This window comes from Stenotrophomonas sp. YJH_SMC_82 (genome assembly GCF_059368875.1).
On sequence record NZ_JCAFSE010000001.1, the window covers coordinates 1,135,559 to 1,161,264 of the forward strand.

General features: G+C 67.0%; 20 protein-coding genes and 1 riboswitch. Of the genes, 10 read left to right on the top strand and 10 right to left on the bottom strand.

The genetic code is table 11. The features are described 5' to 3' along the window. Nucleotides 1-4 precede the first annotated feature (4 nt). A complete protein-coding gene (locus AC5P53_RS05035; RefSeq protein ID WP_241887770.1) occupies nt 5-967 on the bottom strand; it encodes a L,D-transpeptidase family protein in 963 nt (320 codons plus the stop codon). Between the two features lie 233 nt (nt 968-1,200). Here AC5P53_RS05035 and AC5P53_RS05040 point away from each other — a divergent pair, with 233 nt between their 5' ends. Then, the gene (locus AC5P53_RS05040; RefSeq protein WP_046431981.1) at nt 1,201-3,324 is read left to right on the top strand and encodes a methyl-accepting chemotaxis protein; all 2,124 of its coding nucleotides are present in this window, start codon (nt 1,201-1,203) and stop codon (nt 3,322-3,324) included. 86 nt (nt 3,325-3,410) lie between these two features. Here the strand turns inward: AC5P53_RS05040 and AC5P53_RS05045 are convergent, their stop codons facing one another. Continuing rightward, nucleotides 3,411-3,698: a hypothetical protein gene (locus AC5P53_RS05045; RefSeq protein ID WP_032960023.1), complete on the bottom strand. Its 288-nt coding sequence runs from the start codon at nt 3,696-3,698 to the stop codon at nt 3,411-3,413. 133 nt (nt 3,699-3,831) lie between these two features. Between AC5P53_RS05045 and AC5P53_RS05050 the strand changes: the two genes are divergently transcribed. Continuing rightward, nucleotides 3,832-4,533, top strand: coding sequence for a serine aminopeptidase domain-containing protein (locus AC5P53_RS05050; RefSeq protein ID WP_241887769.1), 702 nt, complete (start codon nt 3,832-3,834; stop codon nt 4,531-4,533). Between the two features lie 8 nt (nt 4,534-4,541). On the opposite strand, the gene AC5P53_RS05055 is transcribed toward AC5P53_RS05050, so the two are convergent. Next, nucleotides 4,542-5,030: a hypothetical protein gene (locus AC5P53_RS05055; RefSeq protein ID WP_014648023.1), complete on the bottom strand. Its 489-nt coding sequence runs from the start codon at nt 5,028-5,030 to the stop codon at nt 4,542-4,544. A gap of 22 nt (nt 5,031-5,052) precedes the next feature. Next, complete coding sequence (locus AC5P53_RS05060) at nt 5,053-7,143, bottom strand: catalase (protein WP_241887768.1); 2,091 nt, start codon at nt 7,141-7,143, stop codon at nt 5,053-5,055. 114 nt (nt 7,144-7,257) lie between these two features. On the opposite strand from AC5P53_RS05060, the gene AC5P53_RS05065 reads away from it, so the two are divergent. The 3 genes from AC5P53_RS05065 to AC5P53_RS05075 all read left to right on the top strand — a co-directional run bounded on the left by AC5P53_RS05065 (nt 7,258) and on the right by AC5P53_RS05075 (nt 9,979). Further along, entirely contained in the window at nt 7,258-7,980 is a 723-nt protein-coding gene (locus tag AC5P53_RS05065; RefSeq protein WP_014038112.1) for an AraC family transcriptional regulator, read from the top strand. 82 nt (nt 7,981-8,062) lie between these two features. Further along, nucleotides 8,063-9,430, top strand: coding sequence for an amino acid permease (locus AC5P53_RS05070; RefSeq protein ID WP_014648020.1), 1,368 nt, complete (start codon nt 8,063-8,065; stop codon nt 9,428-9,430). 138 nt (nt 9,431-9,568) lie between these two features. After that, entirely contained in the window at nt 9,569-9,979 is a 411-nt protein-coding gene (locus tag AC5P53_RS05075; protein WP_005418291.1) for a VOC family protein, read from the top strand. Between the two features lie 91 nt (nt 9,980-10,070). Here the strand turns inward: AC5P53_RS05075 and gcvP are convergent, their stop codons facing one another. Beyond that, nucleotides 10,071-12,938, bottom strand: a complete 2,868-nt coding sequence (gene gcvP, locus AC5P53_RS05080) for an aminomethyl-transferring glycine dehydrogenase (RefSeq protein ID WP_241887767.1) — start codon at nt 12,936-12,938, stop codon at nt 10,071-10,073. Nucleotides 12,939-13,000: 62 nt separating this feature from the next. After that, nucleotides 13,001-13,103: riboswitch (glycine riboswitch) on the bottom strand. Nucleotides 13,104-13,402: 299 nt separating this feature from the next. Here gcvP and AC5P53_RS05085 point away from each other — a divergent pair. The 3 genes from AC5P53_RS05085 to AC5P53_RS05095 all read left to right on the top strand — a co-directional run bounded on the left by AC5P53_RS05085 (nt 13,403) and on the right by AC5P53_RS05095 (nt 16,139). Beyond that, complete coding sequence (locus AC5P53_RS05085) at nt 13,403-14,629, top strand: multidrug effflux MFS transporter (protein ID WP_032960036.1); 1,227 nt, start codon at nt 13,403-13,405, stop codon at nt 14,627-14,629. A gap of 140 nt (nt 14,630-14,769) precedes the next feature. Continuing rightward, nucleotides 14,770-15,663, top strand: coding sequence for a siderophore-interacting protein (locus tag AC5P53_RS05090; RefSeq protein ID WP_241887766.1), 894 nt, complete (start codon nt 14,770-14,772; stop codon nt 15,661-15,663). A gap of 83 nt (nt 15,664-15,746) precedes the next feature. Then, the gene (locus tag AC5P53_RS05095) at nt 15,747-16,139 is read left to right on the top strand and encodes a hypothetical protein (protein ID WP_241887765.1); all 393 of its coding nucleotides are present in this window, start codon (nt 15,747-15,749) and stop codon (nt 16,137-16,139) included. Nucleotides 16,140-16,258: 119 nt separating this feature from the next. Here the strand turns inward: AC5P53_RS05095 and AC5P53_RS05100 are convergent, their stop codons facing one another. From AC5P53_RS05100 to AC5P53_RS05115, 4 genes are all read right to left on the bottom strand, one after another. Continuing rightward, nucleotides 16,259-18,223 carry a M2 family metallopeptidase gene (locus AC5P53_RS05100; protein WP_241887764.1) on the bottom strand — a complete coding sequence of 655 codons (1,965 nt, stop codon included), beginning with the start codon at nt 18,221-18,223 and terminating at the stop codon, nt 16,259-16,261. 591 nt (nt 18,224-18,814) lie between these two features. After that, on the bottom strand, nt 18,815-20,464 hold the full coding sequence (locus AC5P53_RS05105) for a phosphoethanolamine transferase (protein WP_014648014.1): 1,650 nt from the start codon (nt 20,462-20,464) through the stop codon (nt 18,815-18,817). Continuing rightward, on the bottom strand, nt 20,461-21,228 hold the full coding sequence (locus AC5P53_RS05110; RefSeq protein ID WP_041863683.1) for a phosphatase PAP2 family protein: 768 nt from the start codon (nt 21,226-21,228) through the stop codon (nt 20,461-20,463). The genes AC5P53_RS05105 and AC5P53_RS05110 overlap by 4 nt, the downstream gene beginning before the upstream one ends. Nucleotides 21,229-21,339: 111 nt before the next feature. Then, on the bottom strand, nt 21,340-23,043 hold the full coding sequence (locus tag AC5P53_RS05115; protein ID WP_241887763.1) for an ArnT family glycosyltransferase: 1,704 nt from the start codon (nt 23,041-23,043) through the stop codon (nt 21,340-21,342). Nucleotides 23,044-23,174: 131 nt separating this feature from the next. On the opposite strand from AC5P53_RS05115, the gene AC5P53_RS05120 reads away from it, so the two are divergent. Next, on the top strand, nt 23,175-23,888 hold the full coding sequence (locus tag AC5P53_RS05120; protein WP_014648011.1) for a response regulator transcription factor: 714 nt from the start codon (nt 23,175-23,177) through the stop codon (nt 23,886-23,888). Further along, nucleotides 23,875-25,161: a sensor histidine kinase gene (locus tag AC5P53_RS05125; protein WP_014648010.1), complete on the top strand. Its 1,287-nt coding sequence runs from the start codon at nt 23,875-23,877 to the stop codon at nt 25,159-25,161. Before AC5P53_RS05120 ends, AC5P53_RS05125 begins: the two co-directional genes overlap by 14 nt. An 86-nt stretch (nt 25,162-25,247) precedes the next feature. Here the strand turns inward: AC5P53_RS05125 and AC5P53_RS05130 are convergent, their stop codons facing one another. After that, a complete protein-coding gene (locus AC5P53_RS05130; RefSeq protein ID WP_014648009.1) occupies nt 25,248-25,637 on the bottom strand; it encodes a VOC family protein in 390 nt (129 codons plus the stop codon). Nucleotides 25,638-25,706 lie beyond the last annotated feature (69 nt).

Below are 25,706 nucleotides of genomic sequence, written 5' to 3' on the forward strand. Positions count from 1 at the left end.
GGGCTTACTCCTGCATCACCACGGGCACCGAAGTATCCACTGCGTCGGCCACACGCACCGCATCCCAGTTGGTCATGCGTACGCAGCCATGCGATTCGGTCTTGCCCACGTGGCTGGGTTCGGGTGTGCCATGCAGGCCGTAGTGCGGCTTGGACAGGTCGATCCAGACCCGGCCGACCGGATTGTTCGGGCCCGGCGGCAGCGTCGCCTTCTTTTCGCCCTTGCGCGCATCCCAGAACAACTTCGGGTTGTAGTGGAACGGCGGGTCGCGATACACGCCCAGGATCTTCCATTCGCCGATCGGCAACGGGTCGTGCTGGCTGCCCGACGACACCGGCACCTGCGCGATCAGCTTGCCCTGCGCATCCAGCAACTGCAGGGTGGAGTCGGATTTGTCGACCACGATCTTCGCCGCCTTCGGCAATGCCGCTGGTGCGATGTTGGGCACTTGGATGCGGCTGCCAGCCTTGGTCAGATCCACGCCGGGATTGAGCACCTTCAGCAACTCCGGCGAGGCGTGGAAGCGCTCGCCCAAGGCTTCTTCCACACTGCTGAAACCCAGCGATTTCAGTTTGGCCTGTGCGGCAGGTCCTTTCGGTATGGGCTGGAACGGGCCGGCGACATCCTCGGCAGTCAGCGTGTAGCTGGCCAGCGGCCCCACCGTATCAGCCTGCAGGGCCTTCCAGGTGGCGTCGTCCAGCTCACCCGTCACGGTCAGCCCATGCGCGGCCTGGAAGCCCGCCACCGCGCGTCGCTGGTTGCTGCCCACTCCGCCATCGATCTGGCCAGGCGAGAAATTCGCGCGATCCAGCAGCACTTGGGCATGCAGTGCGGAGCGCACTGCGGTGTCCGGGTCGGCCTTCTCGGCAATGGGGGCGGGCAGGTTGGGCGGCGGCACCTGCGCGAAGGCCGGCGACGCCAGCAGCGAGAGTGCGAGCAGGGTGGATCGGGACACAGATGAGGGCATTGGGATCTCCAGCAGGTACGCCGCCACCTTGCCCGCAGACAGCGCCGAGCCGCCGTGAAAGGGATCTGATGCCCGCATGAGCAGGCATGTCATTGCGGCCGATTGCCAGCGGCAGGTGCCGCTGGGACGGGGACTCACCAAGGTGAACCGTGGCCGAAGCCACCGATGGAGGGCGATCAAGATTGCCTGCCGTGCCGCCGATAAGGCCACATCCCCCCGTATTGGATATCCCCATGAACTACTTGAGGAACGTCAGGGTTGCCTGGCGTCTTGGGCTGGGCTTTGGCCTGTTGCTGCTGCTGGTCGCCGCCGTGGTGGCCACCGGCGCCACTGCCAGTGTCGTGCAGAAGCGCGCGATGCAGCAGGTGGTCGACGTCAGCGTGGCCAAGGTGCGCCTGCTGTCGCAGATGCTCGATGCCAACAACCAGATGATGGTCGTGCGCCGCGAAATGCTGATCCGTCAGGGCGAAGACCGCGGCAGCGACGAGAAGCGCATCGCCGACCTGGTCAAGCGCTATGAGGCCAGCTGGACCGCCTACCAGGCGCTGCCCAGCGATGCCCAGGGCAAGACCATCGCGGAAACCATCGCGGCCAAGCGTGCCGTTGCGCGCCCGCTCAACAAGCAGACCAGCGAACTGATGGAGCAGGGCGATTATCCCGGCGCCGTGGCGCTGACCCTGGGCGCGGTGCAGGAAGCGGCCAACGGCTGGAACAAGGCGCTGTCCGATGGCGTGGACTTCGAGGAGAAGGAAAGCCGTGAAGCTGCCGCCGAAGCGATCCGCCTGGGCGAACGCAGCCTGCTGCAGCTGCTGGTGCTGGGCGGCGTCGCGCTGCTTGCCGGCATCGGCGCCTCGGTGATGATCGGCCGCAGCCTGACCGGCCCGCTGGCGCGCGCGGTGAACCTGGCCGAGCGGCTGTCCAAGGGCCAGCTGGACCAGGAGTTCCGCCTCGGTGGCCGGGATGAGCTGACCCAGCTGGGCGAGGCCATGGCCAGCGTGCGGCAGAGCGTGCAGGCGGCGATCGGCGCGCAGCTGCAGATGGCTGAGCAGCACGAAGCGGGTGCGATCCGCTATCGCATGGACGACAGTGCCTTCCCCGGTGATTTCGGCCGCATGGTGCAGGCCACCAACAGCCTGGTCGAATCGCACGTGCAGGTGGAGCTGCTGATGGCCGAAGTGATGCAGCGTTACGCGATCGGCGACCTCAGCCGTGACCTGCCGGACTACCCGGGCGAGAAGGGCACGCTGACCCGCACTCTGGCCGCGGTAAAGCAGAGCCTGATGGCGATCAACGCGCAGATCGATGAACTGGCCCGTGCCGCTCGCGCCGGCGACTTCAGCATGCGTGGCGATGCTGCTGCGTTCCAGTACCAGTTCAAGGCAATGGTCGAACACCTCAACGGCATGATGGCCAGTTCGCAGGCCAGCATTGCCGATGTTTCCGACGTGCTGCGCGCGATCTCGCACGGTGACCTGACCGCACGCATGGACGGTGAGTACGACGGCGTGTTCGCACGCATGCGCGACGACGCCAATACCACCACCGCGCAGCTGACGGGCATTGTGCGGGGCATCCAGGTGGCTGCCGACAGCATCAACAACGCGGCCCAGGAACTGGCCGCCGGCAACAACGACCTGTCGCGCCGCACGGAGCAGCAGGCGGCCAACCTGGAGGAAGCTGCCGCGTCGATGGAGGAGCTGACCTCCACCGTGCGCCAGAACGCCGAGCTGGCGCGTCAGGCCGACAGCGAAGCGCATGCCGCCGGTGCCGCCGTACGCGAGACCGAGCAGGCGATGGCGCAGATGGCCTCGGTGATGGGTGAGATCGATCAGTCCTCGGCACGCATCTCGGAAATCTCCACCGTTATCGACGGCATCGCGTTCCAGACCAACATCCTGGCGCTGAACGCTGCGGTGGAAGCCGCGCGCGCGGGCGAGCAGGGCCGTGGTTTTGCCGTGGTCGCCAGCGAAGTACGCACGCTCGCGCAGCGCGCCGGCGTCGCGGCCAAGGAAATCAAGGAGCTGATCGAAGACGCCGCTGCCAAGGTGAAGAGTGGCCTGGCGGTGACCGTTGAATCGGAAGCGGCGATCGCACGCGTCGCCCAGGCCAGTTCGCGCACCACCCAGCTGATGAGCGACATCGCAGCGGCCAGCAAGGAACAGGCCGCCGGCATCGAGCAGGTCAACCAGGTGGTGGTGCAGATGGACCAGGTGACGCAGCAGAACGCGGCCCTGGTGGAAGAAGCCACTGCGGCGAGCCGCGCGCTGGAAGAACAGGCGCATGCGCTGACCACGTCGGTAGCGGTATTCAAGGTGGAAGGCGCAGTGGCTTCGGCCGTGCCGCGCCGTGCAGCCTGAGCAGGCTGCTGACCCCGTGACAGGAATACGGCCGCCTTGGGCGGCCGTATTTGCATTGCCCGCTCAGGCAGCAGGGAGGATCGCCCTCATTGCTCCAGGACGCTGCCGAGCATGGCCCCAAGCACGTACAGCACGCCAAGCGTGGGAGGAATCACCAGAAGGTAGACGGTGATCCAGGTCATTCCGGAAAGCCAGCGTCCCACGCCGATGACGTTGAGTGCTGCGGTCTGCAGCATCACCGGCAGTTGCATGAGGATGTAGGCGCTCTTGGGGTCGCTGTTGGACCGGGCATCGAGCACCAGCCAGGTGGTCAGCGCGAGATAGAGCGCGCATAGGGCAATGCCGGTCCAGCTGAGCCAGCGTGGCTTGCGCATGCCGCCTTCCTCGTCTGTCCGGGGCCATCAGGGTAGCGCCGCGAGCAGCGGCGTGCACTTCCCTGGGTCGAGCCGATAAGCGAAGCTGCGCGGCAGCGAGTCGTGCGAAGGGACCTGAGAGGTGAGCAATGTGATGAACGCCGTGATGCTCCCGATCGTGATGCTGCCCGGGCTGGATGGCAGCGGCCTGCTGTCGACATGCTTCGTGGAAGCGATGCAGGACCAGGGGGCTACCGTGCAGGTGCTGCCGCTGCCCATGCACGGGCCACAGGACTACGTCACATTGGCGTCGATCCTGCGCGCGCAGCTTCCCATCTCTCCCTTTGTGCTGCTGGCTGAATCGTTTGCCGGGCCGCTGGCTATCGAACTGGCGGTGGCTTCACCGCCGGGATTGCGCGGATTGATACTGAGTACGACCTTCGCGCGGCGACCGGTGCCGCTGCCAGCGGCGAGCGCACGCTTGCTTGCCCCTGCATGGCCACCGCCGCCGCTGGCGTTGCTGGCCCGGCTTCTGCTGGGGCATTGGCGGACACGCATGAACCTTCGCGAGCTGCGGCATGCGATCGCTGCGGTACCGACCGCGATCCTGCGGCAGCGCGCTGCGGCGACACTGCAGATCGATGTCCGCGCGCAGTTGCCGAAGCTCATACTGCCGACGTTATGCCTGCATGCACGACAGGACCACCTGTTGTGGCCGCCCAGCGTGGCCGAGCTGCAGGTCTTGTTGCCCGATGCCCGGCACGTATCGCTGGAAGGGCCGCATCTACTGCTGCAGGCCCGTGCCGAGGCAGCCGCAGCCGAAGTTGCCGCATGGATGAGGGCGCTCCCCTCCTGATCGAAGACTCAGCCGCGTGCACGCGTGCGCGCGGCTTTCTTCGCCGCCGCCTTGCGCACGGTCTTCTTCGCGGCCCGCGTCTTGGCTGCCTTCTTCGCGGCGGCGCTCCGCGCGGCGGCCGTACCCGCCTTCTTTACCGCTGCCTTCTTCGCCGTCTTCTTTGCGGCCTTCTTTGTCGCGGTCTTGCGAGCCGGTGCCTTCTTCGCCACCGCCTTCTTCGCAGGTGCCTTCTTCGCCGCCGTCCTCTTGGTTGCGGCCTTCTTTGTGGCCGATTTCCTGGCAGGCGCCTTCTTGGCAGCCTTCTTGCTGGTCGCCTTCTTCGCGCCCTTGCGGGCACTGCCGGCGCGCTTGCCGCCGCCGTCCTGCTTGTTCACGGTGGCCCAGGCAATGCGCTCGGCGGTGCCTTCACTCGCGCCGCGATCACGTTCGCTTTCCTCGATGTGCTCGGCCTGGCGCTTCTGCTTTTCGGTGTATGCGGATTTGTCACCACGGGGCATGACGATTCTCCTGTCGTTGTGGTCAGGCCAGCAGGCGCAGCTTGGGCTCGCGCGCCCACTGGCGGGTGGCGGCCGCCGCCAGGAATGCCTTGGCGTCTTCTGCTTCGACGATGCCGGGGTCGTTGCCGACGCGCGCCGCCTTCAGCAGCACCTGGCCGCCCGCGTCGCTGGCGATGGCCTTCAGGTGTGCCCACGCCTGGCTGACGAATTCGACGGCTGCACTCTCTTTCGACAGGGCCTTCGCGGCTTCAAGGCTGAGCACCACGGCTACTGCATCGAACACGGCTGACGGGGTGCCCGCCAGCTGCCCATCTGCCGCCTGCAATGCGCCATCGCTCAGCGTGGCGCCTCCCACTTTTGGCGCGACCAGCTTCACGTCTGCACCTGCCTTCCGGACGGCCTTGCTCAGGCTGGCAATCACGCGCGCGTCGGAGCCTTCGTCGAACAGGATGCCGATGCAGCGACCCTGCAGGGTGGGCTTGTTACGCCCGATCACGCGCACCTCGGGAGCGGGCGGCATGTCCCGCACCGGCGTGGCGGTTGGGGCCGGGTCGGGCAGCGCAGGCAGGGCCAGGCCATCGGCCACGCGCTGCGCCAGCGCGTCATCGATGTTGCGCAGGTGGCTGACGGTGCGCACCCGCACCTTCAGCGTTTCCACCTTGGACAGCTCGAACACCAGCGCCGATGCCAGGTGCGCCTGCTCCGGCTTTTTCAGGCTGCGGAAGAACATCCGGGCCTGGCTGTAGTGGTCGGCGAAACTCTCCGCGCGGGTGCGGCCCTTGCGGCCATCGTCGGCGCTGGCATGGCTGCGGAATCCGGCAGGCGTCTCGCGCGGGGTGTCGTCCTGCAGCGAGCTGGGATCGTAGGCGACGCGGCCCTTGGGCACCTGCATCTGCATGTGGCCGTCGCGCTGATGATTGGCAAACGGGCACTTCGGTGCATTCACCGGGATCTGGTGGAAGTTCGGGCCGCCCAGGCGCAGCAGCTGGGTGTCCAGGTAGGAGAACAGGCGGCCCTGCAGCAGCGGGTCGTTGCTGAAGTCGATGCCGGGCGGCACGTTGGCCGGGCAGAACGCCACCTGCTCGGTCTCTGCGAAGAAGTTGTCGGGCCAGCGGTCCAGTACCATGCGCCCGATCACCTGCAACGGCACCAGCGATTCGGGAATGATCTTGGTTGGATCCAGGTGGTCGAACGGGAATGCGTCGGCGTCTTCTTCGGTGAACAGCTGCACCGCCAGCTCCCATTCGGGAAAGTCGCCGCGCTGGATGGCCTCGAACAGGTCGCGGCGATGGAAGTCATTGTCGGCCGATTGCAGTTTCAACGCTTCGTCCCAGACCGTGGACTGAATGCCCAGCTTGGGCCGCCAGTGGAACTTGACGAACGTCGACTCGCCGGCCTCGTTCAGCAGGCGGAAGCTGTGCACACCGAAGCCTTCGATCATCCGCAGCGAACGCGGGATGGCGCGGTCGCTCATCGCCCACATGATCATGTGCATCGATTCGGGCATCAGCGAAATGAAGTCCCAGAACGTGTCATGGGCCGACGCGGCCTGCGGGAAGGCGCGGTCCGGCTCCATCTTCACTGCGTGCACCAGATCCGGAAACTTCATCGCGTCCTGGATGAAGAACACCGGGATGTTGTTGCCGACCAGATCCCAGTTGCCCTCCTTGGTGTAGAACTTGACCGCAAAGCCGCGCACGTCGCGCGGGGTATCCACCGAGCCTGCGCCACCGGCCACGGTCGAGAAGCGGGTGAATACCGGCGTCTTCACGCCGACCTCGGTCAGGATGCGCGCGCGGGTATGGGCTGCCAGTGATCGGGTCAGCTCGAAGTAGCCGTGTGCTGCGCTGCCACGTGCGTGCACGATGCGCTCGGGAATGCGTTCGTGATCGAAGTGGGTGATCTTCTCGCGCAGGATGAAGTCCTCCAGCAGCGTGGGCCCCCGAGGTCCCTGCCGCAGGGAGTTCTGGTTGTCCGCCACCGGAATGCCCTGGTCGGTGGTCATTGCCGGATGGCTGCCCCCGGCCTGCTGGTGCAGTTCATCGCCATCGCCCCGGCGGTGGCTTTCGGCAGGGACGGTTGCGCGCTTGCCGGTCGGCTTGCTGGCGGCCATGGACGTTGGCTCCGGATCATCAAAAGGAACCACGACACTGGAACCAGCCCCGTTAAACCACGGTCCGGCAAAGGTGAACGTACGGGCAAAAGCAGGCTCGGGTATGCTTGCCGCATGCGAGTCGAGCCCGCCGACATCGAAGCCCTGTTCGACGCCATCCCGGATGTGCTGTTCTTCATCAAGGACCGCCAGGGGCGTTACACCCACGTCAACCAGACCATGCTGCGGCGGCTGGGTCTGCGCGCGCGCAAGGACGTGATCGGGCGTACGGCGGCCGAAATCTACCCGACCGGCCTCAGTGCGGACTACGTTGACCAGGACGCCCGTGTGCTGTCCGGTGAGGTGATCGAGAACCTGATGGAGCTGCACCTTTTCGCCAACCGCGAACCGGGCTGGTGCCTGACCTGCAAGCGCCCGCTGGTGGTCGACGGGGCCATCGAGGGCCTGATCGGCATTTCCCGCGACCTTGGCCAGAAGGACAGCCTCGGCACCCAGTACGAGCAGCTGCGGCTGGCGCTGGCCCACCTCAACGCGCACTACGCCGAGAACGTGCGCATGCAGACCCTGCTGGACATCACCGGCTTTTCGCTGTCCAAGCTGGAGCGCAGCTTCCGCAAGGTGTTCCAGATGACCCCGCAGCAGGTGCTGACCCGGCTGCGGATCCAGATGGCCATGCATCTGCTGCATGGCGACGACAGCATCGCCTGCATCGGCCAGGCCTGCGGTTTCAGCGACCAGAGTGCCTTCACCCGCAAGTTCAAGGCTGAAACCGGTTTCTCGCCGCGTGCCTATCGTGCCCGTATCGGTGGGAACGTCGGCGAGCCGGCGCTGGCCTGAGCGGCCTGCTGCGCTGTGCCTATCCCCGTGGGCACGGGACAGGGTAAGGTGTCGCCCCTGTAGCCCGCCGCCAGCCCCGCCGATGCCCAACTCGATTCCGACCGCTTCGCCGTCCCGCCTCGGACATTCGCTCAAGCCCCGCCAGCTGATCATGATGGGCCTGGGCAGCGCCATCGGCGCCGGGCTGTTCCTCGGCTCGGGCGTGGGTGTGCAGGCGGCCGGTCCGGCGGTCCTGGTGTCGTATCTGGTCGCCGGAGCGCTGGTGATCATCGTGATGAACGCGCTGGGCGAGATGGCGGCGGCCAAACCGACCAGCGGCGCGTTCTCGGTGTATGCAGCCGACGCCATGGGCGCTACCGCCGGTGCCACCGTGGGCTGGCTGTGGTGGGTGCAGCTGGTGATCGTGATCGCCGCCGAAGCAGTGGGTGCGGCCGGGCTGCTGGCCACGGTCTGGCCGGCGATACCGGTACCGATGGCGGCGTTGGCGTTCATGCTGTTCTTCACCGCGATCAACCTGCTCGGAGTGAAGAACTTCGGCGAGTTCGAATTCTGGTTCGCCATCCTCAAAGTCGCGGCGATCCTGGCGTTCATCGCCATTGGCGTGGCGCTGCTGATGGGATGGCTGCCGCAGGTGACCTCCCCGGGCCTGAGCAACTTCACCGAACACGGTGGTTTTGCGCCGAAGGGCCTGGCCGGGATCGGCGCGGCGCTGCTGGTGGTGGTGTTCGCCTTCGGCGGCACCGAGATCGTGGCCGTGGCGGCGGCCGAAACCGAAGACCCCGAGCGCAGCATTGCCCGTGCCATCCGCACCGTGGCCTGGCGCATCCTGGTGTTCTACATCGGCTCGCTGAGCGTGATCATCGCCGTGGTGCCGTGGACCAGCGAGGCGCTGAAGTCGCCGTTCGCCGCCGTGCTGGACATCGCCCGCATCCCGGGCGCTGGTACCGCCATCACGCTGATCGCCGTGATCGCGCTGCTGTCGGCGCTCAATGCCAACCTCTACGGCGCCTCGCGCATGATGTATTCGCTGGCGCAGCGTCGCGAAGCGCCGGCCGTGCTTGGCTGGACCGACCCGCGCCAGGTGCCGGTGATCGCCGTGCTGGCCAGCGTGCTGTTCGGCTTTGCCGCCACGGTGATGGAACTGCTGTTCCCGGACCGGGTGCTGCCGGTGCTGCTGAACATCGTCGGTTCCACCTGCCTGCTGGTGTGGACGCTGTCGCTGGTCTCGCAGCTGGTGCTGCGTCGTCGCGCGGATCGTCTGGGTACCCGACTGCCGTTCCGCATGGCCGGTTTCCCGTGGCTGACCTGCTGTGCACTGGCGATCCTTGCGCTGATCTTCGGCCTGCTGCTGAGTGAGTCGCACACCCGCCTGCAGTTCCTGTCGATGGTGGCGTTGACCGCCACGATCGCCGCCAGCAGTGCCATCGCGCGGCGCATGCGCCAGGCGTGATTCTGTAGAGCCGACCCTGCGGTCGGCTGCTGTTTGCGCGATCGCCAGCCGAGCATGGGCTCGGCTCTACAACAGGCACACACTCCGCGTGGCACTGTGCAGGCAGGCCGTCATCGGCCCGTCGACCAGGAGTACCGCATGCTGCGCAGCCGTCCCTTCCTGATGTTCACCGGCCAGGCCGAGGCCGCGCTGGCCCTGTACGCCGAAGCCTTTGCCGATTTCCGGCTGCTGGCCCTGCAACGCCATCCCGAGGGGGCCGGCGCCGGCGTGCCGGGGCAGGTCCGCCAGGCCATCTTCCTGCTCGGTGGCACCCACTACCTGTGCTTCGACAGCCTGGACGTGCACGATTTCACCTTCTCGCCGTCGATCTCGCTGTTCGTCGAGTGTTCCGGTGCCGAGCAGTTCGAGCGCGCGGCACGCGTGCTGGGTGAGGGCGGCCATTGGTTGATGCCGGTGGGCGACTATGACTTCAGCAATCGCTACGGCTGGGTGCAGGACCGCTTTGGCGTGTCGTGGCAGTTGAGCCTGGGGCAGATGCCGGACCCGTGATCGGATGCTTGTGGGTGTGGGCCTTGGTCCACACGCCGCATGAAAACGGCCCGCTTGCGCGGGCCATTTTCTTTACCGATGCAGTGAGGAATCACGCCTCGACTTCATCATCCTTGTAGGCATCGACCGGGATGCAGGCGCACATCACGTTCTTGTCGCCGTACACGTTGTCGACACGCGCCACCGGCGGCCAGTATTTGCTCTGCTTCAGGCTGGCCAGCGGGAAGGCGGCCAGTTCACGCGGGTAGGCGTGGGTCCACTCGCTGGCGGTCACTGCGGTGGCAGTGTGCGGCGCGTTCTTCAGCGGGTTGTCCTCGCGGTCCAGGCGGCCGTCTTCGATCGCGGTGATCTCCTCGCGGATCTGGATCATCGCGTTGATGAAGCGATCCAGTTCGTGCAGCGATTCGCTCTCGGTCGGCTCCACCATCAGCGTGCCGGCCACCGGGAAGCTCAGGGTCGGGGCATGGAAGCCGAAGTCGATCAGGCGCTTGGCCACGTCCTCGGCACCGATGCCGCTGGTCTTCTCCAGCGGGCGCACGTCCAGGATGCACTCGTGCGCCACCAGGCCGTTGCGGCCGGTGTACAGGGTCTTGAAGTGCGGGGCCAGGCGCTTGGCGATGTAGTTGGCGTTGAGCTGCGCGACCTGGGTGGCCTTGCGCAGGCCGTCGCGGCCCATCATCGCGATGTACATCCAGCTGATCGGCAGGATCGAGGCGCTGCCGAAGCTGGCCGCGCTGACCATGCCGACCGGGCCGTTGTCACCCAGCTTGCCCGGCAGGAACGGGGCCAGGTGCTCCTTGACCGCGCACGGGCCGACGCCCGGGCCGCCACCGCCGTGCGGGATGCAGAAGGTCTTGTGCAGATTCAGGTGCGAAACGTCCGACCCCCACTTGCCCGGCTTGGCCACGCCGACCAGGGCATTCATGTTGGCACCGTCGGTGTACACCTGGCCGCCGTGCTTGTGGATGATCTCGCAGATCTCCACCACCTCTTCCTCGAACACGCCGTGCGTGGACGGGTAGGTCATCATGATCGCGGCCAGGCGGTCGCTGTACTTCTCGGCGTTGAGGCGGATGTCCTCGACGTCGACGTTGCCGTTGGCATCGGTCTTGGTCACCACCACCTTCATGCCGCACATCTGCGCCGAGGCCGGGTTGGTGCCGTGCGCCGAATCCGGGATCAGGCAGATGTCGCGGTGGCCTTCGCCGCGCGAGCGGTGGTAGGCGCGGATCGCCAGCAGGCCGGCGTACTCGCCCTGCGCGCCGGAGTTCGGCTGCAGGCTGACCGCGTCATAGCCGGTGCATTCGACCAGCATCGCTTCCAGCGTGTCGATGAGTTCCTTGTAGCCCAGCGCCTGGTCGGCCGGCACCAGCGGGTGGATCTGCGAGAACTCCGGCCAGGTCACCGGGATCATCTCGGCGGTGGCGTTGAGCTTCATGGTGCACGAGCCCAGCGGGATCATCGTGCGGTCCATCGCCAGGTCCTTGTCGGCCAGCGAGCGCAGGTAGCGCAGCAGTTCGTGCTCGCTGTGGTGGGTGTTGAACACCGGATGGGTCAGGAACGCGGACTGGCGCAGCAGGCCGGCCGGCAGTGCGTCGGCGGTGCTGGCATCCAGCGCATCGATGTCGGCCTGCGCGCCGAACACGGCGGCCAGCGCGACCACGTCGCCGCGGGTGGCGGTCTCGTCCAGGCTGATGCCGACCGAGTCGCTGTCGATCGCGCGCAGGTTGTAACCGGCGGCGCGTGCCTTGGCGTGGATCTCATCGGCATGCACGCCGGTGATGTGCAGCGTATCGAAGAAGTCGCCACCGACCTGCACGCCGGCCTCGCGCAGCGCGGCGGCCAGGATCGAGGCCAGGCGGTGGGTACGCCGGGCGATGCGGGTCAGGCCTTCCGGGCCGTGGTACACGGCATACATCGAGGCCATCACCGCCAGCAGCACCTGTGCGGTACAGATGTTGGAGGTGGCCTTCTCGCGGCGGATGTGCTGCTCGCGGGTCTGCAGGGTCAGGCGGTAGGCCGGGTTGGCCTGGGCATCGACCGAGACGCCGATCAGGCGGCCCGGCATCGAGCGCTTGTAGGCGTCGCGGCAGGCCATGAATGCGGCGTGCGGGCCGCCGAAGCCGAACGGTACGCCGAAACGCTGGCTGTTGCCGACCACGATGTCCGCACCCCATTCGCCCGGGGCGGCCAGCAGGGTCAGCGCCAGCAGGTCGGTGGCCACGGCCACCAGGCCGCCGCGCGCGTGCACGGCCTCGACCAGCGCCTTGTAGTCGCCGATCTGGCCGAAGGTGTCCGGGTACTGCAGCAGCAGGCCGAAGGCTTCTGCTTCCAGTGCCTCGGCCGGGGTGCCGACGCGCAGCACGATGCCCATGGGCTCGGCGCGGGTACGCAGCAGTTCCAGGGTCTGCGGGTGCACGGCGTCGTGCACGAAGAAGGTGTCCGACTTCGACTTGGCCGAACGCTTGGCCAGGGTCATCGCTTCAGCTGCGGCGGTGGCTTCGTCCAGCAGCGAGGCGTTGGCGATTTCCATGCCGGTGAGGTCGGCGCACAGGGTCTGGAAGTTGATCAGCGCTTCCATGCGGCCCTGCGAGATCTCGGCCTGGTACGGGGTGTAGGCGGTGTACCAGGCCGGGTTTTCCAGGATGTTGCGCAGGATCACGTTCGGCGTGTGGGTACCGTAGTAGCCCTGGCCGATGAAGCTGCGCAGCACGGTGTTCTTGTCGGCGATCGCACGGATCTTCGCCAGTGCCTGCACTTCGGTCATCGATTCCGGCAGTGCCAGCGGCGCCGGCGACTTGATCTTGGCCGGTACGATGGCATCGGTCATCGCATCCAGCGACGCGTGGCCGACGACGTCGAGCATCTGCGCGATCTCGGCATCGTTGGGGCCGATGTGGCGCTCGACGAACGCATTGTGGTGCTCGAGCTCACGCAGGGAAGGGGTGTTCTGGGACATGGCGAAGGATCCGTCAGGAAAGGGCACACGCACGGGCACAAGCCGCCGGTCGGCGGTCTGCGGGGCGCCCCTCTGTCCTTTTGCCTGAGAGTTTGGAAGCGCGGAAAACCGCGGCTTCGTGCCCCTTCGGCGCCGGATCGAACCGGTCTCTCCAGAGTTGTGTTACGGGTGGTATCGGGCCTGAGCGATTACGGGCGTTGCGCCTTCGGCAGCGGTGTTCCGCTTCTCCCACCGTGTTGCCCGCCGATTATAGCCCGTTGCGGGCGCGCCAGCCGCCTGCGGGCCCGGCCGCGGCGCCTGAATGGCCGATGGCCCGCCCGTGCGTTTTGTGCACTGCTGCATGGCATCAGGCGCAATCCCCACCTATGATGGGCGGATACCCGAATTCATCTGGCGCCGTCCCTGCTGCAGGGGACTGGCGCCCGCCGTGCGTGCCGCGCATGGCCCTGCCGGACGCCTTCTCCATGACCGCCGCTGTTGCTCCTTCCACCCGCCGCATGGCCCTGCTGCTCGCCGGCCTGGCCATGTTCGGTCCGTTCTCGATCGACACCATCTTCCCCGCGTTCCCGCAGCTGGCCCAGCGCCTGGCGGTGGACGAGGTGGCGGTGCAGCAGACCATCAGCGTGTACCTGCTGTTCTACGGCCTGATGAGCCTGGCACACGGCCCGCTGTCCGATGCCTGGGGCCGCAAGCGGGTGATCCTCGGCGGCCTGGTGGTGTTCGTGGGCGCCTCGGTCGGCTGTGCGCTGTCCACCGATCTGACCACGCTGCTGGGGTTCCGCGCCCTGCAGGGCCTGTCCGCAGGCGTCGGCATGATCGTCGGCCGCGCGGTGATCCGCGACCTGTACCACGGTCACGACGCGCAGCGGCTGATGAGCCAGGTGTCGATGCTGTTCGGCATCGCCCCGGCGATCGCGCCGATCATCGGTGGCTGGATCCTGCTCAGCGGTGCTGGCTGGCCGCTGATCTTCTGGTTCCTGGTGGTGTTCGCACTGGTTCTGCTGGCGGCCACCGCCCGCTACCTGCCGGAGACCCATCCGCTCGAAGCGCGCGTTCCGTTGTCGCCGCGGGTGCTGATGCGTGATTACGTGCGCATCGGTTTCAATCCGCGCTTCCTGCGCCTGGCGCTGGCCGGCAGCATCGGTTTCGGTGGCATCTTCCTGTACATCTCCTCGGCACCGGTGTTCGTGATGCAGCACCTGCACCTGGGCGAGGGCGGTTTCGCCTGGCTGTTCATCCCCACCATCGGCGGCATGACCACCGGCTCGTTCCTGTCCGGGCGCATGGCCGGGCACACCACGCCCACCCGCCAGGTATCCATTGGTTTCGGCCTGTGCGCGCTGTCGGTGCTGCTGAACGTCGGCTACGTGGCGCTGGCGCCGCAGTTCGTGCTGCCGTGGGCGGTGCTGCCGATCTTCCTGGGTGGCATGGGCATGGCGCTGATCTTCCCGATCCTGGCGCTGGCGGTGCTGGACATGTACCCGCACCAGCGCGGCCTGGCCTCGTCGCTGCAGGCCTTCGTGCAGCTGATGATCAGCACCGTGGTGGCCGGCGTGGTGTCGCCGCTGCTCAGCGCCAGCCCGCTGCACCTGGCGTTGGGCCAGGCTGGGTTCTTCGGCGCCGGCTTCGTGTTCTGGTACTGGGAACACCGGCGCGAACGCGCGGCGCAGGCAGCCTGCACGGGTCACTGAGCAGCGCGCAGGGGTAGGGCAGGCTACGACGCCCGCAACGCTTGCGACGGGAAACCGCCGGACTAGGCTGGGCACTCCAGCCAGCCGGTGCACAGGTGCACGACAGCCAGCCGATCCACTGTCGTTGCATGAGGTTCCCCATGGCTGCGCAGCAGACCTACCGCCTGTTCGAGGTGGCGCTGAAGGAGCGCCGCGTTCTTTCCCCTTCCCTGGACCGCATGGTGTTCACCGGTGCCGAAGTGGCGCGGATGACGACCGGAGGGCCCGACCAGCGCATCAAGGTGTTCTTCCCCTTGCCCGGCCAGGAGGTGCCGCAGGTCCCCAGCGGCGAGGACTGGTACCCACGCTATCGGGCCCTGCCGGACGATCAGCGCCCGCCGATGCGCACCTACACCCTCCGCCAGCTGCGTGCAGAGCAGGGCGAGGTCGATGTTGATTTCGTGCTGCATGGCGAGACCGGGCCGGCCTCGCGATGGGCCATCCATGCACGGCCGGGCGACCGCGTGGTGCTGCTGGCCCCGGATGCCGACTGCGCCGACAGCAGCGAGGGCTGGGAATGGAAGCCGCCGGCCGGCGTTGGCCAGGTGCTGCTGGTGGCTGACGAGACCGCGCTGCCGGCAGTGGCCGGCATTCTTGAGGAACTGGCGGCCAGGGTGGATCCGCCACGTACGCTGGCCCTGCTGGAAGTGGCGCAGGCCGGTGATGCGGTTCGCCTGAAGGCGCCGGCCACGGCCGAGCTGGTCTGGTTGCCGCGCGGGCGGGCGGCGTACGGGGCGCCCCTGTTGCAGGCGGTGCAGGCGCGCCTGGCCGCCTCGAGCGTGGTCGCTGGCGAAGAACTGGAAGAGATCGACGTTGACGCGCAGATTCTCTGGGAACAGGCCGATGCCAGCGTGGCCGGGCCGCTGTATGCCTGGGTGGCAGGCGAGGCGGGAGCGGTGATGGCGATCCGTCGCCATCTGGTCCGCGAGTGCGGGCTGGACCGCCGCACGATCACCTTCATGGGTTACTGGCGGCACGGCAAGGTGCTGGACTGACCTTGCTGGATCGAGCGCGCGTGAAGCGGTGCTGCGCGTGGGGTGCGCTATCCTTGCGCCCCCTTTCGCAGCGGTACCGCACCATGTCCACCAGCTCCAAGACCCGCCGCGACCAGCGCCGTCGCCAGGAAAAGCAGGCCGCCAACAAGGCCGCTGCCCAGGCCTCGCCGGTGGAGCCACATGCGGAACTGCGCGACGCGCAGCGCACCCTGCTGGCCGGTGTCGTGCGCCGCGATGGCGAATGGGTGCTGGGCATGGACGGCCGTATCGCCGGCCACAGTGACTCCGCCGCGCAGGTACTGGCGCTGATCATGCAGGCCGGTGAACTGCACGAGCGCAACGGCACGCCGGTGCGCCTGATGTACTCCGATGCGCTGCGCGGCGCCGCACAGGCCGAAGCGAAGGAAAAGGGCCAGACCTTCGAGGAGTTCAAGGCGGACCTGGCCGCGGCGATGGCGGCGAAGAAGGACAGCTGACAGGCATTCCGGTAGAGCCGGCCGCTGGCCGGCTGCCCGCGGGGTCTTCATCGCGTAGTTGCCGGCCAGCGGCCGGCACTACCAGGAAGGGGCGGATCCTTGCGGACCCGCCCCTTTTTTCATTTTGCCGCCGGGGCCGCGTTGGCCTGCCAGCCGCACATCTGGCCTTCGTTCTGCTGCTTCAGCCACTCGTTGACCGGCGTGAAGTACTCGATCATCGGGCCGGCATCGAGCTTGTCGGTGCCGGTCAGCTCCTTCAGCGTGGCCTGCCACGGCTGGCTGGCACCCTTGCTCAGCATCGCCCAGTATTTCTGGCCGGCTTCCTTGTTGCCGTAGAAGGTGCACTCATGCAGCGGGCCCTTGTAGCCGGCCGCGTCGCACAGGCCCTTGTAGAACTGGAACTGCAGGATGCGCGCCAGGAAGTAGCGGGTGTACGGGGTGTTGCCTGGCACGTGGTACTTCGCGCCCGGATCGAAGAACTCCTCGCCACGGGTACTGGCAGGCGCCACGCCCTGGTACTTGGCCTTCAGGTCCCACCATGCCTTGTTGTAGTTGTCGGCGGTGATCGAACCATCGAACACACCCCAGCGCCAGCGGTCGATCATCAGCCCGAACGGCAGGAACGACACGCCCGACAGCGCCATGCGCATCTGGTTGTTGATGACCGCTTCGCGGCTTTCGGTCGGCGTATCGACCAGGCCGATCGAGCTGAGGTACTTGGGGGTCATCGCCAGCACGATGGTGTCGCCGATCGCTTCATGGAACCCATCGTTGGCACCGCCCTGGAACAGCGGCGGCAGCGGGTTGTAGGCCAGGTCGTAATAGATGTGGCCCAGCTCGTGGTAGATGGTGGTGAAGTTCTCTTCGTTCGGCTTGATGCACATCTTGGTGCGCACGTCGCCTTCCATGTTCATGTCCCAGGCGCTGGCGTGGCAGACCACGTCGCGGTCGTCGGGCTTGATGAACTGGGTGCGTTCCCAGTACGACTGCGGCAGCGACGGCATGCCCAGCGACACGTAGAAGTCCTGCGCGCGTTCGGTCATCTGCTTGGCGGTGCGCAGTTCGGCCTCGCGCTGCGCCTTGTACTGTGCGGCCACGTTGGCGTCCTTGCCGGCCTTGGCCAGCGCCGCGCTCAGGTTGGTCTGGTACTGCTTCTCCAGCGCCGCGGTGATGTCCAGGCTGCCGGCGCCCGGGTACGGTTCCAGCTGGTCCCACAGGTTCGACCAGTCCTGCTGCCACATGTTGCCCAGCAGGTGCGCGGCGATCAGGCCGTTGCCCACTTCGGCCTTGTCCTTGCCGTAGGTCTTGTCCAGCTTGCCGCGTGCGTAGCAGTGCAGCTGCTCGTACATCGGCTTGACCTGTTCCCACAGGCGGTCGGTTTCCGGGCCGATCTGCTCCGGCGGCATGTCATAGCCGCTGCGCCACATCTGGCCGGCATCGGTGAAGCCCATGCCCTTGGCGCCTTCGTTCACCAGGCCGACGAACTTCTGGTAGTCGCCGCGCATGTTCTTGGTGGTGCTGTGCCAGCCCTGCCAGGCGTCGAGCTGCTTGTCATAGTCGCGGCTGCGTGCCAGCACCTGCTCCAGCTCGCCCAGCTGGCGGCAGGAGCTCGGATCGTTGGCATCGGTGCAGTACTTGCCGGCGCCATAGCTGCCTTCCATGCGGGTGGCGATCTGGGTCAGCTCGGCCAGCTTGGCCGGGTCGCGCGGTGCCGGCATCGACGACATCAGCTTCAGCAGGTGGATCGCGCGCTTGCTGTCCTCGCTCATCGGCTTGCCGTCGAACTTCGCAGCCTGTTCGATCCAGCTGTTGAGCTGCGTCAGCGAGCGCTCGTTGGCCTTGGCCGCGATGCGTTCCGAATCACTGTTGATGTAGGTGGAGGACAGCCACTGCGCCGAGGTCATCTCCGGGTAGGCGGCCTTGAACTCGGCATTGATGCGGGCCACGAACTGGTCGGCGGTTTCGCCGGCCGGGGCGTTGCTGCTGGTGGTATCGGTGCCTGGGGCAGCTTCCTTCTTGCAGGCGGCCAGGGCCAGCGTGGCGGCGGCGATTGCCGAGGCCAGCAGGAGATGACGGTGTTTCAAGGGCGGTCCTTGGGTGGTGAACGACGGCCGAAGGCTAGTGGGCAGCCGCTGCCTCCGCAAGTGGCGGAAGTCGGCCGGGCGGCGCCCGGCACCCGCAGAGGCCTTCAAGCAACGGCAAAGCCGAAGCAACAGCAACAGCGGACTATCCGTGGTTTGGCGGGGCGGTGTCGGAGTGCGGGGACGCCGCAAGTACGTCCGTGTAGGCTTGGCAGCCGCATCCATGCGGCTGACACCCCGCACTCCGACACCGCCCCACCTCTGACAGATTCCGTGTGCTGTCGGTAGGTGTCGACCTTGGTCGACACATCTGTCAGATATCGACAATCAAAATGGGGTCGGATCCGTTTTCCTACGGAAAACGGATCCGACCCCATCGGCATGTCCAACAGATCGCGGAAAACTGTCGAAGGCGGGGTGGGTCTGGTGGCGGGAGTGTCCGCGGCATGGATGTCGCGGCCAAGCCCCCAAGGATGGGTTTACGGCGTCTCCCGCCACCGGACCCACTCCACCATCCCACGGAATGCACGCTGTTGCTGTTGCTTCGGCCGTTGCCCCTGCAGGTGCAGGGCTGCAAGCCCTGCCGAACACTCCTCAACTCTCGCAGTTGGCGAACACGTCGCGGTCGCGTTCGTACAGCGAGGTCTTCACCTGCATCAGGCCCAGCACCGACGGGAACAGGTTGTCATGGTCGGTATACGCCGCCGAACGCTTGCGCACGCACTGCAGGTCCAGCCCACGGCTGCTGGCGAAGCCTGGCGAGAACCACATCGTCATCGGTACCCGGGTCTGCTCGGCCGGGGCGATGGCGTAGGGCACGCCGTGCAGGAACAGGCCCTTCTCGCCCAGCGACTCGCCGTGGTCGGACAGGTAGATCATCGCCGTGTCGTAATCCTGCATGCCCTGCAGCGTGCCGATGGTCTTTGTCAGGAAGTGATCGGTGTACAGCACGGCATTGTCGTAGCTGTTGGTGATCTCTTCGCGCGAGCAACGGCCAATGTCACGGGTATCGCAGGTCGGGGTGAAACGGCGGAATGCGGGCGGATAGCGCTCGAAGTAGGCCGGACCGTGGTTGCCCAGCTGGTGCAGCACCACCACCCGGTCGCCGGGCCTGGCGCGTACCTGGGTGGCCAGGTCCTGCAGCAGGATCTCGTCCATGCAGCGGCCATCGGCGCACAGGCCCGGCGTGGTGGCATCGGACAGCGACTGGAAGTCCAGGCCTTCGCACACGCCCTTGCAGCCGGACTGGTTGTCACGCCACAACGGTGCGATGCCGGCACGGTTCAATACGTGCAGCAGCGACTGGTGCGCGCGGATCTTCTTCTCGTCGTAGTCATGGCGGCCCCACGGCGAGAACAGGCACGGCAACGAAACCTCGGTGCTGGTGCCGCACGAATGCATGTCCGGGAAATTGATCACGCTGGCCTGCGCCAGTTCCGGGGTGGTGTTGCGGCCACCGTTGAGCCCCCAGTTCTGCGCACGCACGGTCTCGCCCATGACGATCACCAGCAGGCGCGGCTTGCTGGCCGGCGCGCGCGGGGTGGCCTTGGCATCGGTGCCGATCGGCAGCTTCGGGGCGCGCTGCACCGGATTGTCGCCACGCAATGCACGCGGCATGCCCAACAGGACATTGGCCGGTGTCGCGAGATAGCGCACTTCACGCTGGTTGCGCATCAGTGCCGAGACATCCTGGAACGAGATCAACGCGCCGCCGACAGCCGTCACTGCCGCCACCACCAGGAAGCCGACGCGCCAGAGCAGGCTGCGGCCCCAGCTGCGGCGGCGCAGCTGCACGCGCCACAGCACCACCATCGGCAGCACTGCCAGCAGCAGTACCGGCCACAGCAGCGATACCGTCATCAGCTCGCGGCTTTCCTTGGGGTCGGTCGCCAGCACGTTGCGCAGCATGTCCGCATCCAGGTAGATGTGGTAGCGGCTCATGTAGTGTGCGGCGAATGCGGTCACCAGCAGCAGCAGGCTGATCACCACTTTGGCGTTCCAGCGCCAGACCAGGATGCCCAGCAGCACGCCGTGCGCACCCAGCAGCAACAGCAGCAGCGACAGCGCGTAGCGCAGGCTGCCCGGATGGCTGGCCATCGCGCTGTGCCAGAACAGGCCGTTGCCGGCCACCGCGAAGAACAGGCTGGTGAAGGCGATCAGTGCTTCGGTGGACAGCTGTGGCCGCCAGTGGCGAAGACCCGCCAGTGCGGAAGGGCGGGCGGGGCGTTGGACCGATGCACTCATGCGTTTGCCTCCTGGCGGTTGGGACGGTCCAGCTGACGGCGGATCAGGATGCCTTTGACGATCAGGTACAGGCCGAGTGACAGCAGCCAACATATCAACGCGGTGGCAACATCATGCGAAAGGAAATGCGCGCCGCGCAGCTGCTGGCTGATGCCGAACACCAGGCCGGTGCCGAGGCCGATCCACAAGCCTGCCCAGCGCCATGACGGGCGCCACAGCAGGGCGAAATAGTACAGGCACAGCCACGCATAGCCTGCGCTGGCGTGGCCGGCAGGGAAGCAGGCCTGTGCGGCCATGCCGGCCGGGCGCTGCGTGAAAAGCCCGATATAGGGCTGATGGCCACCGTAGCGCAGCAGGTCCCAGGGACATTCCATCGGCACCAGGGTCTTCAGCAGGGAGATCACGCCCGTACCCAGCGCCATGGCAATTACGACATAAAGCAGCGCCCATCGCAGGGTGCGATCGCCCCCCTTGCGCCAGTGGTGCACGCACAACAGGATCGCGACCAGCGCCGCCGACGTGCTCAGCCACTTGCCGGCCTTGTGCACCACCGTGCGGGTGACCCAGGCGTCCTGCAACGCCCAGTGGCCACCTTCGAGGCGGAACAGGTGATCGGCCACCCATTGATCACCGCCGAAACCCATCAGCAGCGTAAACACGGGCAGACCGATTGCGACAGGCAGCCAGAAGTGAGTTACGGCGAATCTTGACGCCAGTGGTGATGTCGCAAGCGGCGCTGCCGCATCAATGGGACGAACGGGCATGCTGGGAAGGGGCGGTTCGGGAATCCGCGTTCATGCTCGTCACCTCGATGTCGGAGAAGGGTCGGACGCCCGTTCGCGCCGGGTTAATGAGTCCCCGGCGCGCGTCACCGTTCAGTCTTCTTCGGCGGTCGATCCGGTGCGCTCGGCGTGGCACTTCGGGTCCCAGGCCGTACCGGGAAGCAGTTGCCAACGATTCCTGTTGGCAATGCCGATGTCGATCACCTTGGCCGGGTCCACGCAGGGGCTCATCGCATCGTCCAGCACCAGCACCCAGCGCTTGCCCGGCGCCTCGGCCAGCCACGGGCCGGCGTCATGCCATTGTTCGGCCCACGGGCGCTTGAAGCCGAACTCGCGCACCGGCCGATCTGCCTGCAGCAGGTTCTGTTCGCGCCAGGCGACCAGTGCCAGCTCCGCGTCCGGGCCGATCCGCGCGCCCACCCGGCGCATCACCGCCGACGCTGATGCGTACGGATCCAGCGCCGGGATCAGCACCAGGCCGTAGAGCATCCAAAGCATGCCGTGGGTCAGCAACACCAGCGTTGCGGCACGTCGCACCCGCAGCCACACGATCAACGTGGCCAGGGCAATGGCAAAGGTCAGCAGGCCATCTCCCAGCACCGGCAGCAGCGAATCGGGCATCGCCCGTCGTTCCAGCTGTGCCAGGGCCCACGGATGTTCGGTCATCAGCATCACGCCGAGCACACCGGTGGCCAGCATCAGCACCACGGTGTAGCCGAACAGGTAGCGCCGCACGCAAAGCCGTCGCAGCAGGCCAGGCAACAGCGGGGCCACCGCCAGCGCCATCGCCGGCAGCATTGGCAGCACATAGACCTCGCGCTTGCCGGGGCTGGCACTGAAGAACACCAGCACCAGCAGCGCCCAGCCCAACAGCAGCCATTGCCGGCAGTCACCACGGCGGATGCGGCGCCACCAGGGTTTGAACAGCATCGGCAGCAACAGGCTGCCCGGCAGCCACAAGGTCAGGATCACCTGCAGGTAGTACCAGACCGGCTGGCGGTGGTGCCAGGCGTTGGCGTAGCGGGTGCCGGTCTGCTTGAACAGCAGTTCGTGGGCGTAGGACTGCAGGGACGCGCTGGGCTCATGCAGCAATGCCCAGCCCAGCGGGGCAAGCCACACCGCCACGCCCAGCAGGAAGGCCGGGATCAGCCACAGCAGCGTTGCCGGGTGCGGACCGTCCACGCTGCGCCCGCGGCGGCGCTGGTACAGCCACCAGCCGAACCACGGCAGCACCATCAGCAGCGGCAGGAACCCCACGCCCTTGGTCACCGTGCCGAGGCCAGCGGCGAAACCGGCCAGCCACAGCGCGGGCAGGTTGCGGCGCTCGCACAGGTGGCGCATCAATCCCCACAGGGCCACCGTGGTCATGCCGACCAGCACCATGTCGATCTGCGCGCGCTTGGCCATCAGGCCGAACTGCAGGGTGCAGAACAGCGCCGCGAGGGAGTACAGGGAATGCCGCGGCGACCACAGCCGCCGTGCCAGGTCCGACACCAGCCACAGGCTGAGCAGGGCGCCCAGCAGCGACGGCAGCAGGAACGACCATTGCCAGCTGCCGACCACCTCGTAAGCGGCCGCCTGCAGCCACATGAAGACCGGCGGCTTCTCCGCGTACAGCTCCACGCCCCGGTGCGGCAGCAGCCATTCTCCACTTTCGACCATGGTACGGGCCGCCAGCACGAAGCGCGGCTCGTCCGGCGGCTGCGGCTGGCGCAGGCCGATACCGGCGGCCAACGCGGCGATGATCAGCAGCCACAACAGGGGCAGGCGCCAACGGCGGGGCAGGGCTACGGGCACGGCAGGCTCCGGGAGCAAAACCGCCACTCTGACGTGGCTGGGGTAGGAAAGGCGTCGGAGCGGGCGCAGGGCGACCGCATTCCGACATGGTCGGCGCTACCATGGTACGAACTTCCGTGGATCTTTCGTGCATGCGTCTGTTGGTGATCGAGGACAACCGCCAGCTGGTGGCCAACCTGTTCGACTATTTCGAGTCGCGCGGGCACGTGCTCGACGTGGCCCCGGATGGCATCACCGGCCTGCACCTGGCAGGCAGCCACCCCTACGATGCGGTGATCCTGGACTGGATGCTGCCGCGCATGGAGGGGCCGGAGGTGCTGCGTCGCCTGCGCGCCGAGCACGCGTCGGAGGTGCCGGTGATCATGCTGACCGCGCGCGACGAGCTGCCGGACAAGATCGCCGGCTTCCGCGCCGGTGCCGACGACTACCTGACCAAGCCGTTCGCCCTGCCCGAGCTGGAAGTGCGGCTGGAGGCGCTGCTGCTGCGCGCGCAGGGCCGCAATCCGCGCAAGCGCCTGCAGGTGGGCGACCTGGTGCTGGACCTGGCGACCCTGGAAGCCCAGCGTGGTGGCCAGGTGCTGCACCTGTACCCGGCCTGCCGCAAGCTGCTGGAAGTGCTGATGCGCGCCAGCCCCGGTGCGGTCACCCGCCAGCAGCTGGAGTTCGCCCTGTGGGGTGACGAGCCACCGGATGGCGATCTGCTGCGCTCGCATGTCTACGAGCTGCGCCGCAGCGTCGACGGCCCGTTTGCCGACAAGCTGATCCATACGCTGCCGCGGGTGGGCTATCGGTTGGCGCTGATGGACGCTGCCGACGCAGGCAGGAATGCTGATGAGGGCGCGTAAGCCGGGGCCGCTGTACCGGCGGGTGGTGTGGTGGTTGCTCGGGTACCTGGCGCTGCTGTCGATTGCAGTGTTCAGTGTCGGCAACTACGTGCACGAACACGCCGAGCACGCCGCGTGGCGCGCGCTGCTCAATTCCGAACTGGACAGCATCGTCGAGCATGTCGAGCACGAACCTCACTATCGCTGGCAGGACTCGGACACGCTGAGCCTGTACCGCTTTGACGCAGTCAATCTGCCAGAGAGCCTGCGCTCCCTGCATCCTGGGTTGCATGACGGAGTGATGGTCAAGGGCCGCGAGACGGCGGTGATGGTCCGTGAAACGCAGTCGATGGGACGGGTGGCGCTGGCGCTGGACATCTCCGATTTCCATGACCTGGAACAGTTCGCCACGCGCTGGGTGATGCTGGCCGGGGTGATCATGATCTTCGTCACCGTGCTGATGGCGTCGTTCGGCATGGAGCGGATGGTGCGTCCGTTGAGCCTGCTGGCACAGCACATTGCCGGGCTGCGGCCGGGCGTGCAGGGCCAGCGTATCGAAGTCGATCCGCGCGGCAGCGCTGAGCTGCATACCATCGCCGGTGCGTTGAACGACTATCTGGACCGCAACGAGCAGTTCGTCGAGCGCGAGCGGGTCTTCATCAGCACCGCCAGCCACGAACTGCGCACACCGATCGCGGTGATGACCGGTGCTGCCGAGCTCGCGCTGGAGCAACCGGGCCTGCCCGAGCGCGCCCGCCAGCAGATGCAGCGGGTGTTGCGCACAGCGCAGAGCGTGGAGCAGCTGATCGAGCTGCTGCTGGTGCTGGCGCGTGATCCGGCACGCCTGGCCGCGCGTGCCGAGCGCATCGCCCTGGACCAGCTGCTGCCGGAGATCGTCGACGACCATCGCCACCTGCTCGGTGACAAGGACCTGAGCATCGGCATCCAGGCGGCGCCGGTGGATATCGTTGCGCCGATGGCAGTGGTGCAGGCGGCGATCGGCAACCTGCTGCGCAATGCCATCGAGAACAGCGGCCGCGGCCATATCGAGCTGCAGCTGAGTGCGTCGGCGGTGCTGACGCTGCAGGACCCAGGGCATGGCATGAGCCCGGAGGAGATTGCCGCCATCCACGCGCGCATGGCCCGTGGCGGACGCGCCGATCGTGGCGGCGGCATCGGCCTGGACCTGATCGCGCGGTTGTGCGAGCACCTGGGCTGGACCCTGCAGCTGCAGCCCTGCGAGCCGCGCGGAACGCGTGTCACGCTCGATTTCAGTGCCTCGCGCCCGGCCTGATCCGGCCGTCCTGGTAGATGCCAACCTTGGTTGGCATGCGGCCCGTCGACCAAGGTCGACGCCTACCCACGCAATGGCTGTTCGCATTACCGCCCGTTCGGCCGCGCCACGTGCTGGTCGATCAGGATCACGTTGCCGTCGGGATCGGCCAGCTGCAGGTAGCCGGTCCCCTGGCCATCGGGGTCAGTGCGGACTGCCAGTTCGATGCCCTTGGCATCCAGTTCCGCCTGCAGTTCACGCACATCCTGGAAGTGGGGCAGCTCCTGCCTGTGCTGGTCCCAGCCGGGGTTGAAGGTCAGCAGGTTGCCCTCGAACATGCCCTGGAACAGCCCGATGACCGTGCCGTTGCTGCGCATTACCAGCCAGTTCTGCGTGGGATCGCCACCGGTGACCGAGAACCCGAGGGCTTCGTGGAACGCGCGGGAGGCGGCCAGGTCCTTCACGGACAGGCTGACAGAGAACGCACCAAGCTGCATGGGCCTGCTCCACAACGGTGATGCCGCAATCGTCGTCAATGCAGGGGAAGGCGACAAGCAGCGCAGCAT

Bases quoted from the DNA above. Each gene is read 5' to 3' on its own strand.
- AC5P53_RS05035 (WP_241887770.1), bottom strand. From the start codon at position 967: ATGCCCTCATCTGTGTCCCGATCCACCCTGCTCGCACTCTCGCTGCTG.
- AC5P53_RS05040 (WP_046431981.1), top strand. From the start codon at position 1,201: ATGAACTACTTGAGGAACGTCAGGGTTGCCTGGCGTCTTGGGCTGGGC.
- AC5P53_RS05045 (WP_032960023.1), bottom strand. From the start codon at position 3,698: ATGCGCAAGCCACGCTGGCTCAGCTGGACCGGCATTGCCCTATGCGCG.
- AC5P53_RS05050 (WP_241887769.1), top strand. From the start codon at position 3,832: ATGAACGCCGTGATGCTCCCGATCGTGATGCTGCCCGGGCTGGATGGC.
- AC5P53_RS05055 (WP_014648023.1), bottom strand. From the start codon at position 5,030: ATGCCCCGTGGTGACAAATCCGCATACACCGAAAAGCAGAAGCGCCAG.
- AC5P53_RS05060 (WP_241887768.1), bottom strand. From the start codon at position 7,143: ATGGCCGCCAGCAAGCCGACCGGCAAGCGCGCAACCGTCCCTGCCGAA.
- AC5P53_RS05065 (WP_014038112.1), top strand. From the start codon at position 7,258: ATGCGAGTCGAGCCCGCCGACATCGAAGCCCTGTTCGACGCCATCCCG.
- AC5P53_RS05070 (WP_014648020.1), top strand. From the start codon at position 8,063: ATGCCCAACTCGATTCCGACCGCTTCGCCGTCCCGCCTCGGACATTCG.
- AC5P53_RS05075 (WP_005418291.1), top strand. From the start codon at position 9,569: ATGCTGCGCAGCCGTCCCTTCCTGATGTTCACCGGCCAGGCCGAGGCC.
- gcvP (WP_241887767.1), bottom strand. From the start codon at position 12,938: ATGTCCCAGAACACCCCTTCCCTGCGTGAGCTCGAGCACCACAATGCG.
- AC5P53_RS05085 (WP_032960036.1), top strand. From the start codon at position 13,403: ATGACCGCCGCTGTTGCTCCTTCCACCCGCCGCATGGCCCTGCTGCTC.
- AC5P53_RS05090 (WP_241887766.1), top strand. From the start codon at position 14,770: ATGGCTGCGCAGCAGACCTACCGCCTGTTCGAGGTGGCGCTGAAGGAG.
- AC5P53_RS05095 (WP_241887765.1), top strand. From the start codon at position 15,747: ATGTCCACCAGCTCCAAGACCCGCCGCGACCAGCGCCGTCGCCAGGAA.
- AC5P53_RS05105 (WP_014648014.1), bottom strand. From the start codon at position 20,464: ATGAGTGCATCGGTCCAACGCCCCGCCCGCCCTTCCGCACTGGCGGGT.
- AC5P53_RS05110 (WP_041863683.1), bottom strand. From the start codon at position 21,228: ATGCCCGTTCGTCCCATTGATGCGGCAGCGCCGCTTGCGACATCACCA.
- AC5P53_RS05120 (WP_014648011.1), top strand. From the start codon at position 23,175: ATGCGTCTGTTGGTGATCGAGGACAACCGCCAGCTGGTGGCCAACCTG.
- AC5P53_RS05125 (WP_014648010.1), top strand. From the start codon at position 23,875: ATGAGGGCGCGTAAGCCGGGGCCGCTGTACCGGCGGGTGGTGTGGTGG.
- AC5P53_RS05130 (WP_014648009.1), bottom strand. From the start codon at position 25,637: ATGCAGCTTGGTGCGTTCTCTGTCAGCCTGTCCGTGAAGGACCTGGCC.